This is a genomic window from Pseudomonas sp. MRSN 12121 (assembly GCF_000931465.1).
In the GTDB taxonomy this organism is placed as follows: Bacteria; Pseudomonadota; Gammaproteobacteria; order Pseudomonadales; family Pseudomonadaceae; genus Aquipseudomonas.
The window spans coordinates 4,808,826-4,824,895 of the sequence record NZ_CP010892.1; the positions used below are offsets into that span (position 1 = coordinate 4,808,826).

The window sequence follows — 16,070 nt, forward strand, 5'->3', positions numbered from 1 at the left end:
TGCCCATCTAGATCAGGTTATTGCGCTTGGCGAAGTCGGCCAGGTACACCACCGACTTCATGTTCAGCTTCTCGATCAGCCGGGTCTTGTAGGTACTGACGGTCTTGCTGCTGAGCAACATGCTTTCGCCGATGTCCTTGTTGCTCATGCCCAGGGCAAGCTGCTGAAGGATGCTCAGTTCACGGTCGGACAGGCTCTGGATCATGCTCTGCTCCGAGGCCTCGCTGTCGCTGCGGCGCACCGAACTGCCGGCAAGGTTGGGGAAATACAGGTAGCCCGACATCGCCGCCCGGATGCCCTTGACCAGCTCGCTCAAGTCGTCGACTTTCGAGATATAGCCCGCCGCGCCGGCCTTCATGCAGCGCGCCGAATAATAGACCGGCGACTGCGAGGTGAGGATCAGGACCTTGGTGGCCAGGCCCAGCGCGGTGATGCGGTTCAGCACTTCCAGGCCGTCCATGCGCGGCAAGGCGATGTCCAGCAGGATCAGCTCGGGCTGGTGCTCGCGGGCCAGTTGTACCGCATCGACGCCGTTGTCCGTTTCCGCCACGACCTCGAACCCTTCCTGCTTGAGCAGCATCTTCACCGTGGACCGAATGAACGGGTGATCATCGACAACCAAAGCCTTTTGCATTGAACCTCCAGAAATAGATCGGCTGATACTGCCCGCCGGGCTCGACGTCAGGGCTGCCCGGGCTGCCCGGCCTGTCCTTCCAGCCACTGCCGCAGGCCATGCCCCGTCATCGGATGGGCGAGATAGAAACCCTGGCCGAAGGGGCAACCCATGCGCACCAATTCATCGCGGATACGCTGGCTGCTCACGCCTTCGATCACCACACTCATGTTCAACGCTCCCGCCAGGGCCAGGGTGCTGCTGACCACCGCCCGACTGCGTGGATCCCAGAGGTTCTGCACGCATTCGCCTTCCAGCTTGATCTGATTGAAAGGCACCTGACAGAGTAGCTTCAACGACGAAAAACCCAGGCCGAAATCATCGATCGCCAGGCCACACCCCATCATGCGCAAACGCAGCAGGCTCTCCAGGGTGGTGAACTGCATGTCCAGCAGGCCATTCTCCGCCAGCTCGAACAACAAGGTCGAGCCAGGAAGATCATGGCGGCGCAAGGCACGCTGGATTTCGTCGATCAGTTCACACTGCGCCAACTGCGAGGCGTGCAAATTGAACGCCAGTTCGAGGCTCACGCCATCGCGCCGCAACATGCCCAGCAGGCCCAGGCCCTGCTCCAGCAGTTGCTTGAACATCTCGTCGATCAGGTCGTAGGCCAGCACCGCCGCCAGAAAACTCTCCGGCAACAGCAGGCCCCGGGAGGGATGCTCCCAGCGCGCCAGGGCTTCGATACCGGCCAGCTCGCCGCTCGGCATCGCGAACTTGGGCTGGAACCAGGCGCGGAACTCGCCCAGCGCCAGGCCACGGCGCACATCGTCTTCGCTGGGCAGATCCTGCAGGGTCGCCACCAGCGACCGGGGCAGATGCCGCCGGTGGTTGTAGCGCTTGAGCACCCGTTGCAGAGTCTGGGACTGCAACGGGTTGGCCAACTCCCCCAGCAACTTCACGCCCATCAGCGCCAGCAGATGCCCCAGGCCCCGGCGCAGCTCCGGCTCCAGTTCGCCGCACTGCACCACGGAACGCACCATGCCGGCCTGGCTGGACTTGCGCAGGAACCGCAGCGAATCCCCGCCCTGCATGCCCAGGTCGCAGAGCACGATATCGATGCAGCCCAACCGCTCGATCCGGGCCATGGCCTGCTCGCAATGCTCGGCCTGCAGCACCTCGGACATGCCGAGCTTGTGCAATTGCATGACCAGCACATGGCGTTGAAAGGAATGGCTTTCCAGCACGAGAACCCGAGGTGAGACCATCGTTGCACGTCACTTTGCAGGCAGAGAGGCTGCCCATAGTGACAATGACACCGCGAGGTTGAAGAAGGGTTTGTCTTGCGCGGTTGTAGGAAATTTCCTAGCGATCACAGGCTGCCCGTGATGAACCCATCGCGGGCAAGCCTTGCTCCTGTAAAGGCTTGGCCGTCATCGTCCGGTCTGGGCTGTTAACCCTGACACGCTGAAATACGAATGGGCTATGGGTACCACCCCACGACTTTGCCAATGACCCATAGCAGGAAAGCAAAGCCCAGAAGCCCGATAACGCTCCACTGCAATGCGGCCAGTTTTCGCCTGAATGGCAGGGGAAAATTGTTCAAATCCGCAACGCTCAACTCCCCCCTTTTGAGATAAAAACCGGGAAACGTCACGATCCCGGAGATCCCCCCAATCAGCAAAAGCTTCCCCCAGGGACCGCCATGCCTTAACGGAGCGCGCGCCATGATGGCTGAACAGTTTTTCAGATGATCCAGGAGCTCATCCATTTCGTATAGGCCATGTGCAACGCCACACCGATCCAGACAAATGCGCCGAGAATCACGACGCCACCCAGATAGCCGAAAACAATCTCGGGGGTATTCATTGGCGGCTCTCGTCAACGATTCAAACAAGCCCCAGCTTGACCACCGCCGCAAGGCCCGTCATGACCACCATCAGCCCTAGCGCAGTCCACTGCAGCATGACCAACTTGCGCTTAAGCGCCGCAGGAAAACCCTGCAAGTCCTCGGCACTGACCCAGCCACGCTTAAGGTAAAAGCTGGGGAAGGTCACAAAACCCGAAATGCTCCCGACCAGAATCAATTTCCCCCACGGTCCACCGTGCCTGAGCGTGGTCAGGGTGCTGAGCACAGCACTGGTTTTCAGGTGCTCCAACATCAGATCCATCTTGGTGTAGGCCATGTGCAAGCAGATACCAAGCACCATAAATATCCCTGCAAAATCGACGAGTCCGATTACTAGAAATATTTTATCTGCCGTATTCAGGCTCATTTGACCGCCTTGTTTTTCGGCAAGCAAATCCTATGGAGGACGCAGAAATACGCACAGTTTATTTGTGCCAACCTACAACTTTGCCAATGACCCATAACAGGAAAGCAACACCCAGAAGTCCGATTACGCTCCACTGCAACAGTGCTAGCTTTCGTTTAAAGGGCGCGGGAAAGTTGTTTAGATCCTCAGCACTCAATTCTCCCCTTTTGAGATAAAAACCGGGAAACGTCACGATCCCGGAAATACCCCCAATCAGCAAAAGCTTCCCCCAGGGACCTCCATGCCTTAACGGAGCGCGGACCATGATGGCGGAACAGTTTTTTAAATGGTCGAGGAGTTCATCCATTTTCGTATAAGCCATGTGCAATGCGACGCCAATCCAGGCAAATATGCCGAGAATCACTACTCCTCCCAGATAGCCAAAAACAATCTCAGGGGTATTCATTTGCTGCCCTCATAAATGACCTCACCCATCTTCTCGCCAGCATTACCGAGTATTGACACTCCAGCAAAAGAGCCTCCCCCAACGACCACAACACCACAAACCAAGGCGGCTACCCCACCCGTTGGAACACCGAGGGCGACACACAATGCTCCGACTGTGGTCCCTGTTAACACGGCACCTACGGCCGCACCGCCCGCGACCCCACCGACAAAATTACCGGTCTCGGTGAATCTGACTTTCTCGCATGCCTCGGAGTTACCGGCCGCGCACACCTTTTGAACCTTCAGGTAAGAAGCTCCACCGCCAAGAGCCGTGCCGATCCAGCCGCCATACTTGACGACTTTAGCCGCCTTGACCACTCCCTCGATGTGCGTGGCATAACCGGGAATCTGCTCTGCCGCACCGGCCTTGGTCCACCGGTGAACCAAGCTGCGGCTGGAAATTCCCAGGGCACTTTTCAAGTTCGGATGATCGGGGAAGCCAATGCCTTTTCGGGTCATGGAGGTTAGTCGCGTATCGAGCTGTGCCAGCAGTTTTTTACGTTCGGCAAAGAACTCCGGCGACCGCAGGTGGCCGTCTTTCTGGAACGTGCGTTGATGCAGCGCTTCGATATCACGCAGTGTGGTTTTGACGTCTTCCAGGTTCTTGGCAAACATCGCTTCACCGATGCCGATCGCCGTCGAACCCTGGGCCAGAAAGGTTTCGATTTCGTCTCGATGCCTGGCCATGAAATCCGCTTCTTGCGCGCTGAGCGATTTGAGGGCGGCGTGGGTCTTGGCCGCGGCCTCCATCAGCAACCCCTCTTCGCGGCTACATTGCAGGTTGTTGGGGTCGCCGAGCAGGATCATCGAGCCCGCCTTGACGTCGTCCAAGCCGGGATTCAGCGACTCAAACTTGCTCATCACAGCAGGGTTGCGAGAAGGGAACAGCACGGACTCAAGCTGTTCACGGGTCATGCTTTTAGGCACGACGTAAAAGCCCGGTTCTTGCGGTTGAGGTTTTACGACAGGTTCGGCGTCAGGCCACGCAGGCTTGGCTTTTTCTTGCTCGCGATAATCCAGGGTACCCGCCACCCAGCCCTTTCCGGTGATGTGCGAATACTTGCCAAAGGTGTCTGCGCTCAAAGGGCTGAAAGGGTCATTCGAGACCAGCAACCAATCACCCTCATCCACGCTCGCCAGGATGTGGCGCAGGTCATCGTTCGATAGCTGGCCGTGCGAACTGCCGTGGGCATAAAGCAATTCGCCCAGCCCGTCGATTCTCTTGCCGTACTGTCCGAGGGCCTGCTGAACCTCGAACCGGGCAAAAAACGGCGACTCGATTCTGTTGAAACCAATGCCTTCACGTTCCCGATCTTGCCGACGAATAAGGCGCAGCCCCATACCCCCTCCTCCCTGATAAAACGACACGCCCGAACAAGCCGTCGAAGACATATCTATTGATTAGGCGGGGGGATGGTGCTGGCGCTCATCTGTTGGCTCAAGCGAACAGAGCACTTGAACAGGGTAAAACCCTGTATTTCAGGAGAGTCCTACAAGCGTACCGGTACTTGTCTGACGCTAGAGGAAAGCCATGCCCACCTTCTCGACGCCAGCCTGTTGCAGGCATAAAAAGCCCCTGAATCTTTCGATTCGGGGGCTTCGGTATCAGGGGTCAGCAGAAGCAGCGCGTTATCGTTGGCGTCCATCGCGGGCAAGCCTCGCTCCTACAGGAGCGCCATCGTCTGTAGGAGCGAGGCTTGCCCGCGAGGCGATTTCGCAGTCAGCGCCGTCAGAGCTTCCAGGCTCCGGCCTCGGCGAAGAAGGCCCGGGCATTGTCCTCCAGGCTGTCCAGGTGATAACCGCCCTCCTGCACGATCAGGCAGGGCAGGCCGAGGCTGCGGATGCGTTCGCCGAGGCGGGCGAAGCCTGCGCGGGTCACGGCCACTTTGCTTTGTGGATCGAGCTTGTAGATGTCGAAGCCCAGGGACAGTACCAGCACCTGGGCGTCGAAGGCCTTCACGGCCGCCAGGGCGGTTTCCAGCTGGGCGAGGAAGTCGGCTTCACTGGCGCCGTGGGCCATTGGCAGGTTGAGGTTGTAGCCCTGCCCCGCGCCGCTGCCGCGCTCGTCGGCGAAACCGGCGACGCCCGGGTAGAAGTTGGTCGGGTCGCCGTGCACCGAGACGTAGAGCACGTCGTCGCGGGCGTAGAAGATTTCCTGGATGCCCTGGCCGTGGTGCATGTCGGTGTCCAGTACCGCGACCCGGGCGAATTGTTCGCGCAGCACCTGGGCGGCGATCGCCGCGTTGTTCAGGTAGCAGAAACCGCCCGCGGCTTCGGGCCGGGCGTGGTGGCCCGGCGGGCGGCACAGGGCATAGGCCGCCGGCTCGCCATCGAGCAGGGCCCGGGCGCCGGCGATCGCGCTTTGCGCCGACCAGTAGGCCGAGCGCCAGGTCGTCTTGCCCACCGGGCAACTGCCGTCGGCCAGGTAGCGCGCGGCCTGGGCCAGCACGCCGCGCAAGGCGTTCGGCTCCTTGACGAAGATGTTCGACATCACCTCGTCGCCCCAGTCCTCGGGAATTTCCTTCCAGCGCTGGTGGGCTTCCTCGAGAAATTGCAGGTAGGCCGCGCCGTGCACCGCCAGCAGCGGCTGCATGCCGGCATCTTCCGGCTGCTGCACCGCAAAGCCCAGGGCATGCGCGGCCTGGACCAGGCGCCGGGCGCGCTCGGGCACTTCCTGGGGGATGCGCATCTGGCCGCGCGAGTAATAGCTGCGCGGAAGGTGCAGCAACTGTTCGGGATGGAAAAAACTGCGCATGACCTTCTCCTTATTCGGACCGGCCGGCACGGGCCAGCACGGCGTTCAACAAGACGTCGGCGCCCTGGCGCACGTCCTCGGGCAAGGCGTCTTCGGCTTCGTTATGGCTCAGGCCGTTGACGCAGGGAATGAAGACCATGGCCGTCGGGCAGAACCGCGCCAGGTGGATCGCGTCATGCCCGGCGCCGCTGACGATCGATTGTTGAGCGTAGCCCAGGCCATCCACCGCCTGCTGCACCGCCGCCACGCAAGCGGCGTCGAAGGGCGTGGCCGGGCTGATCCAGTGCGGGCTGATGCGCACCTGCAACTGGCGCTGTGCAGCGATGGCGTCCAGGCGCGCGCGCACCTCCTGTTCCATCGCGGCGATGGCGCTGTCGCGGTGGTGGCGCAGGTCGACGGTGAACTGCAACAGGCCGGGAATGGTATTGCGCGAAGACTTGGCGATGCTCAATTCACCGACCGTGGTCAGACCCTCGGGAGCGAAGTCCGCGGCCAGGGTCTCGATGGCCAGGATCATCTGCGCGGCGCCGTACAGCGCATCCTTGCGCAGCGACATCGGCGTGGTGCCGGCATGGGCCGCCTGGCCTTCGACCTGCACATCGAGCCAGCGGATCGCCTGGCCGCCGCTGACCACGCCGATGCTCTTGGCGTTGTCCTCGAGGATCGGCCCCTGCTCGATATGCGCCTCGAAGTAGGCGTCCACCGCCCCGCCCAGCGGGCGCGTACCGGCGTAGCCAGTGGCATGCAGGGCCTCGGCGACGCTGATGCCGGCGGCGTCACGCACCGCCAGCGCCGTGTCCAGGTCCATGATCCCGGTGAACACCGCCGAGCCGAACATCGCCGGGGTGAAGCGCGCGCCCTCCTCGTTGGTCCATACCGCGATCTCCAGCGGCTTGCGGGTAGAGATCCGCAGGTCATTGAGGCGGCGCACCACCTCCAGCCCGGCCAGCACCCCGTACACGCCATCGAAGCGCCCGCCTTCGGGCTGGGTGTCGAGGTGGCTGCCCATCATCACCGGCGCGGCGTCGGGGTCGCTGCCGGGGCGCCGGGCGAACAGGTTGCCGATGGGGTCGACGCTCAGGCTCAGCCCCGCCTCCGTGCACCAGTGGGCGAACAGTTCGCGCCCGGCCTTGTCCTCCTCGCTCAGGGCCAGGCGGCAGCTGCCGCCCCGGGCGGTCGCGCCGATTTCGGCCATGGCCATCAGGCTCGCCCACAGGCGTTCACCATTGATCTTCAACATGCTTGGGTTCTCCGGATTCGATAAAGGCTCAGGCCATTTCCAGGCGGTGGGCAGCGGCATGCCGGCGCGCCAGGGCCAGCACGCACAGCAACGACACCGCCGCGATCAGGCTGTAGAACAGCGCCATCGGCCACCACTGGCCGGCGAAGCGGTGCGCCAGCCAGGTGCCGATCAGCGGCGTCAGGCCACCGGCCACGGCACCGCAGACCTGATAGGCCAGGGAGATCGCGGTATAGCGCACGCGGGTGTCGAACATGCCGCTGACGTAGCCGGCGATCACCGCATAGAAAGACGCCATGCACACCACCGCCAGGGCGATGCCGAGGATGATCAGCGGCGCCTGGCCGCTGCTCACCAGCACGAACATCGGGTACGGCGAAGCCATCGCCAGCAGCGACACCAGGCACAGGAAACGCGTGGCGCCGAGCTTCTCGGCGGTCCAGGCGGCCAGCGGCTGGATGCAGAACTGGATGATCGCCACCACGAACAGGCATTCCAGGATCAGCGAACGCGGCAGGCCCAGCTGCTGGGTGCTGTAGGCGATCATGAAGGTGTTGGTGAAGTACACCCCGGCAATGCCCAGGGTATTGGCGCCGATGCACAGCAGCAGAGGCCGCCAGGCGCTGCGCAGCACTTGCATCACCGGCGCCTGCTCCTTGCGGGCGGCCTTGGCGGCCTGTTCGCGGCTGGCGATGAATTCCGGCGACTCGTTGACCCCCAGGCGAATCGCCAGGCCCACCACCAGCAACAGAGCACTGGCCAGGAACGGCAGGCGCCAGCCCCAACTCATCAGCTCGTCCTCGGGCAGGCGGGTGACCGCGCTGAACGCCAGCAACGACAGGATCAGGCCCGCCGGGCTACCCAGTTGGGCGAAGGAGGCGAAGAAGTTGCGCCGCCCCCTGGGCGCATGCTCGCCGGCCATCAACACCGCCCCGCCCCACTCGCCGCCCACGGCGATGCCCTGGACGATGCGCAGCAGGATCAGCAGCACCGGCGCCGCCGCGCCGATCTGCGCATAGGTCGGCAGCAGGCCGATGCACACCGTGACCACGCCCATCATCAGCAGGGTGATCACCAGGGATTTCTTGCGCCCGATACGGTCGCCGATATGGCCGAACACGATGCCGCCCAATGGCCGGGCGAAGAAGCCCACGGCGAAGGTGCCGAACGCCGCCATGGTGCTGAACAGCTTGTCGTCGGAGGGGAAGAACAAGGCGCCGAACACCAGCGCCGCGGCGGTGGCGTAGATGTAGAAGTCGTACCACTCGATCATGGTGCCGATAAAGGCGGCGGCCGCCGCACGGCGCGGCTGGGGCGAAGCGGAAGGCTTCATGGGGGGACTCCTTTGATTATTTTTCTGGCAGGAGATAACGGATTCGGCAGCGGCGCTCTGAAGGCGCCTGTACGGAAGGGATTTATCGAGGCGCGGCGATAATTAGTCAATTTTCTATTTGTTATTCCGATTATTATTCAGGCTTATTATCAAGCCCTGCCCCCGACCCAGAGCCCCGCGCCATGCCCAATCGCTTGCCCGACCGTCTGCTCAACGACCGCCTGGACTGGAACCTGCTGCGCACCTTCAGGGTCATCGGCCAGGAACTGAGCATCAGCCGTGCCGCCGCGCGCCTGCACCTGACCCAGCCCGCGGTGAGCCAGGCCCTCAAGCGCCTGGAGGAGCAACTGGGCCGACAGCTGATTGCCCGGCGCGGACCGCGCTTCGCCCTGACCGAAACCGGCGAGCAGATCTTCCAGCTGGCCGGGGAGATCTATGGGCAGATGTCCCAGGTCGGCAGCCTGTTGCAACAGCCGGCCGACGAGGTGATCGGCAAGGTGCGCCTGCTGATGATCAGCCGGATCTTTTCCGAGCGTTTCGACGACTTCCTCGCCGACTTCCATCGCCAGCATCCGCGGGTCGACCTGGAGATCGAGGTGATGCGCAGCTCGGACATCGTTAGCGCCTTGCAGGAAAAGACCGCGACCCTCGGCCTGAGCCTCAACCGCCGGCCGCAGCCGCGCCTGGAACAGCAGTTGTTCCTGCGCCAGCGCTATGCGTTTTTCTGCGGCAAGCACCATGCCCTGTTCGGCCGGCAGAACGTGGCCGAGGGCGACTTGCAGCGGGAGAACTTCGTCAGTTTCACCAGCGACCAGATCGGCGGCATGCTCTCGCCGCTGACTATCTTCCGCGACCAGCAGGGGTTCAGCGGGCGTCTGGTCGCCTCGTCGCCGAGCCTGGAAGAAGTCCGCCGCCTGGTAATCGCCGGCTACGGCATCGGCTGCCTGCCCGAGCATGTAGTGGCGGCCGACGTCGAGGCCGGGCTGCTCTGGCGCCTGCCGCCCGACGATGGCATCGCCGACGTCGATATCCACCTGCTGTGGAACCGCGAACAGCGCCTGAGCCGCGCCGAAACCCTCTTTCTCGAAGCCTTGCGGGCCTGCCTGAACGCTCAGTAACCCTGGGCCCGGTCCACCTCGTTCAACAGGCGCTCACCGGCGTGCAGGCGCCGCAGGTTGTCCGCCACCTGCTCGGCGATGCAGTCGTGGGAGGCCGCCGACGCCATGTGCGGGGTGATGCTGACCCCGGGCGTGGTCCACAACGGATGCCCGGCCGGCAAGGGCTCCTGCTCGAACACATCGAGCAGGGCGCCGCGCAACTGGCCGCTGGCCAGGGCCTGGCGCAAGTCGTCGAGGTCGAGGTGGGCGCCTCGCCCGACATTGACCAGCGCCGCGCCGCGGGCCAGCCGGGAGAAGGTGTTTCGCCCGAGAATGCCGCGGGTCTCGACGGTCAGCGGCAGCAGGTTGATCAACAGCTCCACGCCGTCGAGAAACGGCTCCAGTTCCCGCGGCCCGACAAAGGTCTGCACCTGCGCCAGGCGCTTGGCGCTGCGGGCCCAGCCGCGCACCTCGTAGCCGGCCTCGGCCAGGTCGAGGGCGATGGCGCCGCCCAGCGAGCCCAGGCCCATGACCCCGACCCGGAACTGCCGCGCCGGCCGTTGCAACGGGCGCTCCCAGAGACCTTCGCGCTGCTGTTCCAGCACCCGGTCGAAGCCGCGGTGATAGTGGATCACCGCCCAGCGCAGGTACTCAGTCATGCCCTGGCGGTGCCCCGGATCCACCACCCGGCACACGGGCAGGTCCGGGCAGGAAGGGTCGTGTTCCAGGTGGTCGATGCCCGCCGCCACCGAGTGGATCACTTGCAGCCCGGGCAAGTACCCCAGGCTGCCGGCCGGTGGAAACCAGCACGCCGCGACCCGCGCCTGGAGCGCCCGCGGGTCGTCGGCCAGCACCGCCTGCACCTGGGGAGCGCAGCGGGCGAAAGCGGCCTGCAGTTGTGTGAGCAACAGGCTGTCGCGGGACAGCAACACCACGATACTCATGACAGGTAGGACTCGCGCTGGGACTCGATCAGAGTCAGGGCAGCCTCCCAGGCCAGTTCGATGATGTGGTCGGCATCGTCGCGCTCGAACTGTTCGGCGGTGTGGGCGCAGACCTCCGGCGACGGGTAGTTCAGCTGGCAACCGCCGGCCAGCGCCTGGACCTGGGCCTGGCAGGCACGCTCGAGGAAATGGATTTCCTGGAAGGCGTGGGCAACGCTGGCACCGCCCACCAGCAGGCCGTGGTTGCGCAGGATCATCGCCTTGTGTGGGCCGAGGTCGGCGATCAGGCGCTCACGCTCATCCAGCGACAGGGCGATGCCTTCATAGGTGTGGTACGCCAGCTTGCCGTAGAACTTCAGCGCGTGCTGGCTGATCGGCAGCAGCCCCTGCTTCTGCGCGGCCACCGCCATGCCGGCGGCGGTGTGGGTGTGGATCACGCAGTTGAGGTCGGGGCGGGCCATGTGGATCGCCGAATGGATCACGAACCCCGCGGCGTTCACCCGGTGCCCGGCGTAGTGCGGATCGACGACGCGCCCCTCCTGGTCGATGCGCACCAGGTCGCTGGCGCGCATGCGATCGAAGATGACCCCGTAGCGGTTGATCAGGAAATGATGCTCCGGCCCGGGAATGCGCAGGGTGATGTGGGTGTCGATCAGGTCGGTCATGCGAAAGTGCGCGACCAGTCGGTACAGGGCCGCCAGTTCGCAGCGGGCTTGCCATTCGATGGGGCTCATATGCTCGGGTTTGCTCACGAATACACCTCTTTGCCAGCGTGATGGACAGTTGGGTTGGCGCGCAGCCGGGCCAGGCCGCACACGCCGATCAGCGACAGGGCCGAGAGCAGGCTGAAGAACACCGCCAGCGGCAGCCACTGCCCGGAAAACTTGCTGGCCAGCAAGGTGCCGATCAGCGGCGTGCTGCCGCCGGCGACCGCGCAGGCCAGTTGATAGGCGATGGAAATCCCCGAATAGCGCAGGTGCACCGGGAAGGCCTCGGTCATGTAGCCGGCGATCACCGCGTACAGCGCCGAAAGGATCACCACCGCCAGGGCGATGCCGAGGGTCATCAGCAGGATGTCCCGGGTCCCGACCAGCAGGAACATCGGGTACGGCGTGACCATGCACAGCAGCGCCACCAGCCTGAGGAAACGCCCTTCACCGATCCGCTCGGCGAGCAGCGCGGAGACCGGCTGGGACAGCAACTGGATGACCGTCACCAGGAACAGGCAATCGAGAATGGTCGCCCGGGAAATGCCCTGGTACTGGGTCACGTAGGTGATCATGAAGGTGTTGGTGAAGAAGAAGCCGGCCGAGCCGATGGTCACCGCGGCGGCGGCGAACAGGATCTGTTTCCAGCAGCTGCGCAGCACCTCCAGCACCGGGTACCTGGCGGTCTCGTGGTTGTCCCGGGCCTTGGCGAACTCCGGCGACTCATGCACGCCGGAGCGGATCATCAGGCCGAACATCATCAGCACGCCGCTGGCGAGGAACGGCAGGCGCCAGCCCCAGTCGAGGAAGTCCTGCGGGTCCAGGCTGGTCACCAGGCGGAAGGCGATCAACGCCAGCAGCAGGCCGGCCGGGCTGCCGAGCTGGGCGAACGAGGCGTAGAAAGTCTTGCGCCTGGCCGGGGCGTGCTCGCTGGCCATCAGCACCGCCCCGCCCCACTCGCCGCCCACGGAAATGCCCTGGACGATGCGCAGCACGATCAGGCTGACGGGCGCCCAGATGCCGACGCTGGCATAGCTGGGCAGCAGGCCGATGCCGGTGGTGGCCAGGCCCATCAGCGCCATGGTCACCAGCAGCATTTTCTTGCGCCCGAGGCGATCGCCCAGGTGGCCGAAGACCATGCCGGCCATGGGGCGGGCGATAAAGCCCACGGCAAAGCTGCCGAAGGCCGCCAGGGTGCTCATCACCGGATCGCTGCTGGGAAAGAACACCTGCCCGAGGACCAGCGCCGCCGCCGTGGCATAGATGTAGAAGTCGTAGAATTCGATGGTCGTGCCAATGAAGGCCGCCGCCGCGGCTCGGCGCGGCTGAGAGGTGGTGTGCATGCAAGGACCCTGTGTAGTTGTAGTTCTGGGCAGGTACTGAAGGCTGGTCACGGGCGCTCTGCGGCGCTTGTGGGCTTTATCGCCGCCGTGCCAGGATTAGTCAATGTTCAAATCCTTATCTTTGCTATTAGCCCTGCTACTACCTGGAGCCGCCATGCCCGCACCGCACTCCGCCTCCAACCCCTGGGTCGGCCGGCGTTTCCTCAACGACCGCCTGGACTGGAACCTGCTGCGCACCTACCTGGTGATCGGCCAGGAAGGCAGCATGAGCCGCGCCGCCGCGCGCCTGCACATCACCCAGTCGGCGGTCAGCCAGGCGCTCAAGCGCCTCGAGGAGCAACTCGACTGTGTGCTGATCGCGCGGGGTGGCCGGCGCTTCGAATTGACGGAGAGCGGCGAGGAAGTGCTGCGCATCGCCACCGATATCTACGGCGATATCTCGCGCCTGGGCACGGTGCTGGAAAGCCGCAACGACGACGTGGTGGGCAAGATCCGCATCCTCACCGTCAGCGGCGTGCAGGCGCCGCATTACGACGAATTCCTCGCCGACTTCCATGCCAGCCACCCGAAGATCGAGCTGGAAGTCGAGGTGATGGGCAGCTCGGACATCATCAGTTCGTTGCTGCAAAAGACCGCGACCCTCGGGGTCGGGCTGTGCCGCCTGCCGCAGCCGCGGCTGGAGCAGCGGGTGCTGTTTCGCGAGCGCTATGCCTATTTCTGCGGCCAGCGCCACCGCCTGTTCGGCCAGCGGGGCCTGAGCCTGCAACAGTTGGCGACGGAGAACTTCGTCAGCTTCACCAGCGACCAGTTGGGCGGCAACCTGTCACCCTTGACGCTGTTTCGCGACCAGCAGGGTTTCACCGGCAAGATCGTCGCCTCCTCCACCAGCTTCGAAGAGATCTATCGGCTGGTCTGCGCCGGGTTCGGCATCGGCTGCCTGCCGATCCACCTGGTGCGGCGCGATGTCGAGCAAGGGCTGCTCTGGCGCCTGCCGCCGGACGACGGCGTGGTGGATTTCGATATCCAGTTGCTATGGCACCGGGAACAGAAGATGAGCCAGGCCGAAACCCTGTTCCTGGACAGCATCCAGCACATGCTCAGCATCCGTGAGCAGGTGCCGGACAGCCTGATGTTCAAGTGACTCAGACGTGGGGCACGGCCGGCACCTTGGCCGGGCTGGCGTATTGCGGCTTCAGGTGGCCCTGCGGGTCCAGCAGCCAGGCGTCCATGACCTGGCGCACCACAGGCCCCGCCACGCGGCCACCGGCCTCGCCGTTCTCGATCATCACCGCCACCACGATCTGCGGGTGCTCGGCCGGGGCGAAGCCGACGAACAAGGCATTGTCACGATGACGCTCGCGGGTCTTGAGCCGGTCGTAACGCTCGCCCTGCTTGATCGCCACCACCTGCGCCGTACCACTCTTGCCGGCGATGCGGTACTGCGCGCCGGCCGCCGCGTCGCGCGCCGTGCCTCGCGGCGCGTGCATCACCATCTGCATACCGTGGCTGACCAGGTCCCAGTCGACCGCGTCCTTGAGCTGGATGTTCGGCATCGGGTGCGCATCCACCGGCGGCTGGCCGTCCACAGTCTTGGCCAGGTGCGGGCGATTCCAGATGCCCTTGTTGGCGATCAGCGTGGTGGCCTGGGCCAGTTGCAACGGCGTGACCTGCATATAGCCCTGGCCGATGCCGAGGATCACCGTCTCGCCGGGGAACCAGGGCTGGCGGCGCGTGGCGCGTTTCCAGGCCTGGGACGGCATCAGCCCGGGCGCCTCTTCGAGCATGTCCAGGGAAACCCGCTCGCCCAGGCCGAACATTGCCAGGTAATCATGCAGGCGATCGATGCCCAGCTTGTGCGCCAGGTCGTAGAAGTAGGTGTCGTTGGAACGCATGATCGCCGCGTCCAGGTCGACCCAGCCGTCACCGCTGTGGTTCCAGTTGCGGTACTTGTGGTCGACGTCCGGCAACTGGTAGTACCCCGGATCGAACACCCGGGTCGAAGCGTTGACGACCCCGGAGTCGAGCCCGGCGATCGCCACCTCCGGCTTGATGGTCGACCCGGGCGCATACAGGCCGCGCAGCACGCGGTTGAACAGCGGCCGGTCGATGGAATCGCGTAGCGCGGTGTATTCCTTGAAGCTGATACCGGTGACGAACAGGTTCGGGTCGTAGCTCGGCTTGCTGACCATGGCCAGCACTTCGCCGGTCTGCGGATCGATCGCCACCACGGCCCCACGGCGATCGCCCAGGGCCTGTTCGGCCGCCTCCTGCAACTTCGCGTCGAGGCTGAGCACGATGTTTTTCCCCGGGACCGGATCGGTGTGCTTGAGCACCCGCATGACCCGGCCCTGGGCGTTGGTCTCCACCTCTTCGTAGCCGACATGGCCATGCAGCTCGGGCTCGTAGAACTTCTCGATCCCGGTCTTGCCGATCGACTGGGTGCCACGGTATTCCACCGTGTCCAGGGTCTTGGCTTCCTTCTCGTTGATTCGCCCGACATAGCCGATGGAATGGGCAAAGTGCGCGCCCATCGGGTAGTGCCGCACGAACTGCGCCTCGACCTCCAGCCCCGGCAAGCGGTACTCGTTGACCGCCAGTACGGCGATCTGCTCCTCGGTCAGCTCATAGAACAGGGTGACCGGCACGAAGGGATGGCGCGCCTGCTTCAGCGCCTTGTCGAACAGGGCGCGGTCTTCGGCGGGCAGATGCAGCAGGCTGACCACCTGATCCAGCTCGCCTTTCAAGTCGGTGGTGCGCTCGCGGGTCACGGTCAGGTTGAAACTGGGACGGTTATCGGCCAGCAGCACCCCATTGCGGTCGTAGATCAGGCCGCGGGTCGGGGTGATGGGCAATACATGCACGCGATTGTTTTCAGAGACGGTCGAGTGGTAGTCGTACTCGACCACCTGCAGGAAGTACAGGCGCCCGATCAGGGTGCAGGTGATAGCGACCACCAGCAGCGCACAGGCCAGCAGCCTTTTATTGACCAGCCGCGTTTCTTTCTCGTGGTCCTTGATCGGTATCGGTTCGGGCATTGCTACAGCTTCTCGTGAAATGAACTAGGCGCTGGTCCGTGCGGCTGAATGTCGGTCCCTCGAAAATCGAGCTGCACCATACCAAAAACCGTCTCGACGCTTGCATGAAGAATGCCCAGCGGTTCCCACAAGACCGTCGATTCGTGATTCGTCCTCAAGATTGTTGTTCTGATTCATGCATTTTTCTGCGGGCCCGGCCTGGGGATACTGCTGTCCTGCAATCCCTTTGACCGTCTTGCTG

At 63.8% G+C, this 16,070-nt stretch carries 14 protein-coding genes and 1 pseudogene; 2 read left to right on the plus strand and 13 right to left on the minus strand.

Going from position 1 to position 16,070, the window contains the following annotated elements:
- Positions 1-7 precede the first annotated feature (7 nt).
- From TO66_RS21735 to TO66_RS21775, 9 genes and pseudogenes are all read right to left on the minus strand, one after another.
- On the minus strand, positions 8-634 hold the full coding sequence (locus TO66_RS21735) for a response regulator transcription factor (RefSeq protein ID WP_044464202.1): 627 nt from the start codon (positions 632-634) through the stop codon (positions 8-10).
- 47 nt (positions 635-681) lie between these two features.
- Positions 682-1,821, minus strand: coding sequence for an EAL domain-containing protein (locus tag TO66_RS21740; RefSeq protein ID WP_256241034.1), 1,140 nt, complete (start codon positions 1,819-1,821; stop codon positions 682-684).
- Positions 1,822-2,096: 275 nt separating this feature from the next.
- A pseudogene (locus TO66_RS21745) lies at positions 2,097-2,482 on the minus strand (hypothetical protein).
- A gap of 20 nt (positions 2,483-2,502) precedes the next feature.
- Positions 2,503-2,889 (minus strand): hypothetical protein, encoded by a 387-nt coding sequence (locus TO66_RS21750; RefSeq protein ID WP_044464204.1) that lies wholly within the window; start codon positions 2,887-2,889, stop codon positions 2,503-2,505.
- 58 nt (positions 2,890-2,947) lie between these two features.
- Entirely contained in the window at positions 2,948-3,334 is a 387-nt protein-coding gene (locus TO66_RS21755; protein WP_044464205.1) for a hypothetical protein, read from the minus strand.
- Positions 3,331-4,716 carry a hypothetical protein gene (locus TO66_RS21760; protein WP_044464206.1) on the minus strand — a complete coding sequence of 462 codons (1,386 nt, stop codon included), beginning with the start codon at positions 4,714-4,716 and terminating at the stop codon, positions 3,331-3,333. Before TO66_RS21760 ends, TO66_RS21755 begins: the two co-directional genes overlap by 4 nt.
- Before the next feature lie 388 nt (positions 4,717-5,104).
- Positions 5,105-6,130, minus strand: a complete 1,026-nt coding sequence (locus tag TO66_RS21765; protein ID WP_044464207.1) for a histone deacetylase family protein — start codon at positions 6,128-6,130, stop codon at positions 5,105-5,107.
- A 10-nt stretch (positions 6,131-6,140) separates the two neighbouring features.
- Positions 6,141-7,370 (minus strand): Zn-dependent hydrolase, encoded by a 1,230-nt coding sequence (locus TO66_RS21770; RefSeq protein WP_044464208.1) that lies wholly within the window; start codon positions 7,368-7,370, stop codon positions 6,141-6,143.
- 28 nt (positions 7,371-7,398) lie between these two features.
- Complete coding sequence (locus tag TO66_RS21775) at positions 7,399-8,703, minus strand: MFS transporter (protein WP_044464209.1); 1,305 nt, start codon at positions 8,701-8,703, stop codon at positions 7,399-7,401.
- A gap of 182 nt (positions 8,704-8,885) precedes the next feature.
- Between TO66_RS21775 and TO66_RS21780 the strand changes: the two genes are divergently transcribed.
- On the plus strand, positions 8,886-9,821 hold the full coding sequence (locus tag TO66_RS21780; protein WP_044464210.1) for a LysR family transcriptional regulator: 936 nt from the start codon (positions 8,886-8,888) through the stop codon (positions 9,819-9,821).
- Here TO66_RS21780 and TO66_RS21785 read toward each other — a convergent pair.
- From TO66_RS21785 to TO66_RS21795, 3 genes are read right to left on the minus strand one after another with little or no spacing between them, the layout of a single operon-like run.
- Positions 9,815-10,744, minus strand: coding sequence for a glyoxylate/hydroxypyruvate reductase A (locus TO66_RS21785; protein ID WP_044464211.1), 930 nt, complete (start codon positions 10,742-10,744; stop codon positions 9,815-9,817). The two genes, TO66_RS21780 and TO66_RS21785, sit on opposite strands and share 7 nt — an antisense overlap.
- Entirely contained in the window at positions 10,741-11,496 is a 756-nt protein-coding gene (locus TO66_RS21790) for a class II aldolase/adducin family protein (protein ID WP_044464212.1), read from the minus strand. The genes TO66_RS21785 and TO66_RS21790 overlap by 4 nt, the downstream gene beginning before the upstream one ends.
- Entirely contained in the window at positions 11,493-12,794 is a 1,302-nt protein-coding gene (locus TO66_RS21795; protein ID WP_044464213.1) for an MFS transporter, read from the minus strand. The genes TO66_RS21790 and TO66_RS21795 overlap by 4 nt, the downstream gene beginning before the upstream one ends.
- Before the next feature lie 154 nt (positions 12,795-12,948).
- Between TO66_RS21795 and TO66_RS21800 the strand changes: the two genes are divergently transcribed.
- Positions 12,949-13,935, plus strand: a complete 987-nt coding sequence (locus TO66_RS21800) for a LysR family transcriptional regulator (RefSeq protein WP_044464214.1) — start codon at positions 12,949-12,951, stop codon at positions 13,933-13,935.
- Position 13,936: 1 nt separating this feature from the next.
- Here TO66_RS21800 and mrdA read toward each other — a convergent pair whose 3' ends face one another.
- The gene (mrdA, locus tag TO66_RS21805) at positions 13,937-15,829 is read right to left on the minus strand and encodes a penicillin-binding protein 2 (RefSeq protein ID WP_044464215.1); all 1,893 of its coding nucleotides are present in this window, start codon (positions 15,827-15,829) and stop codon (positions 13,937-13,939) included.
- Positions 15,830-16,070: the final 241 nt, after the last annotated feature.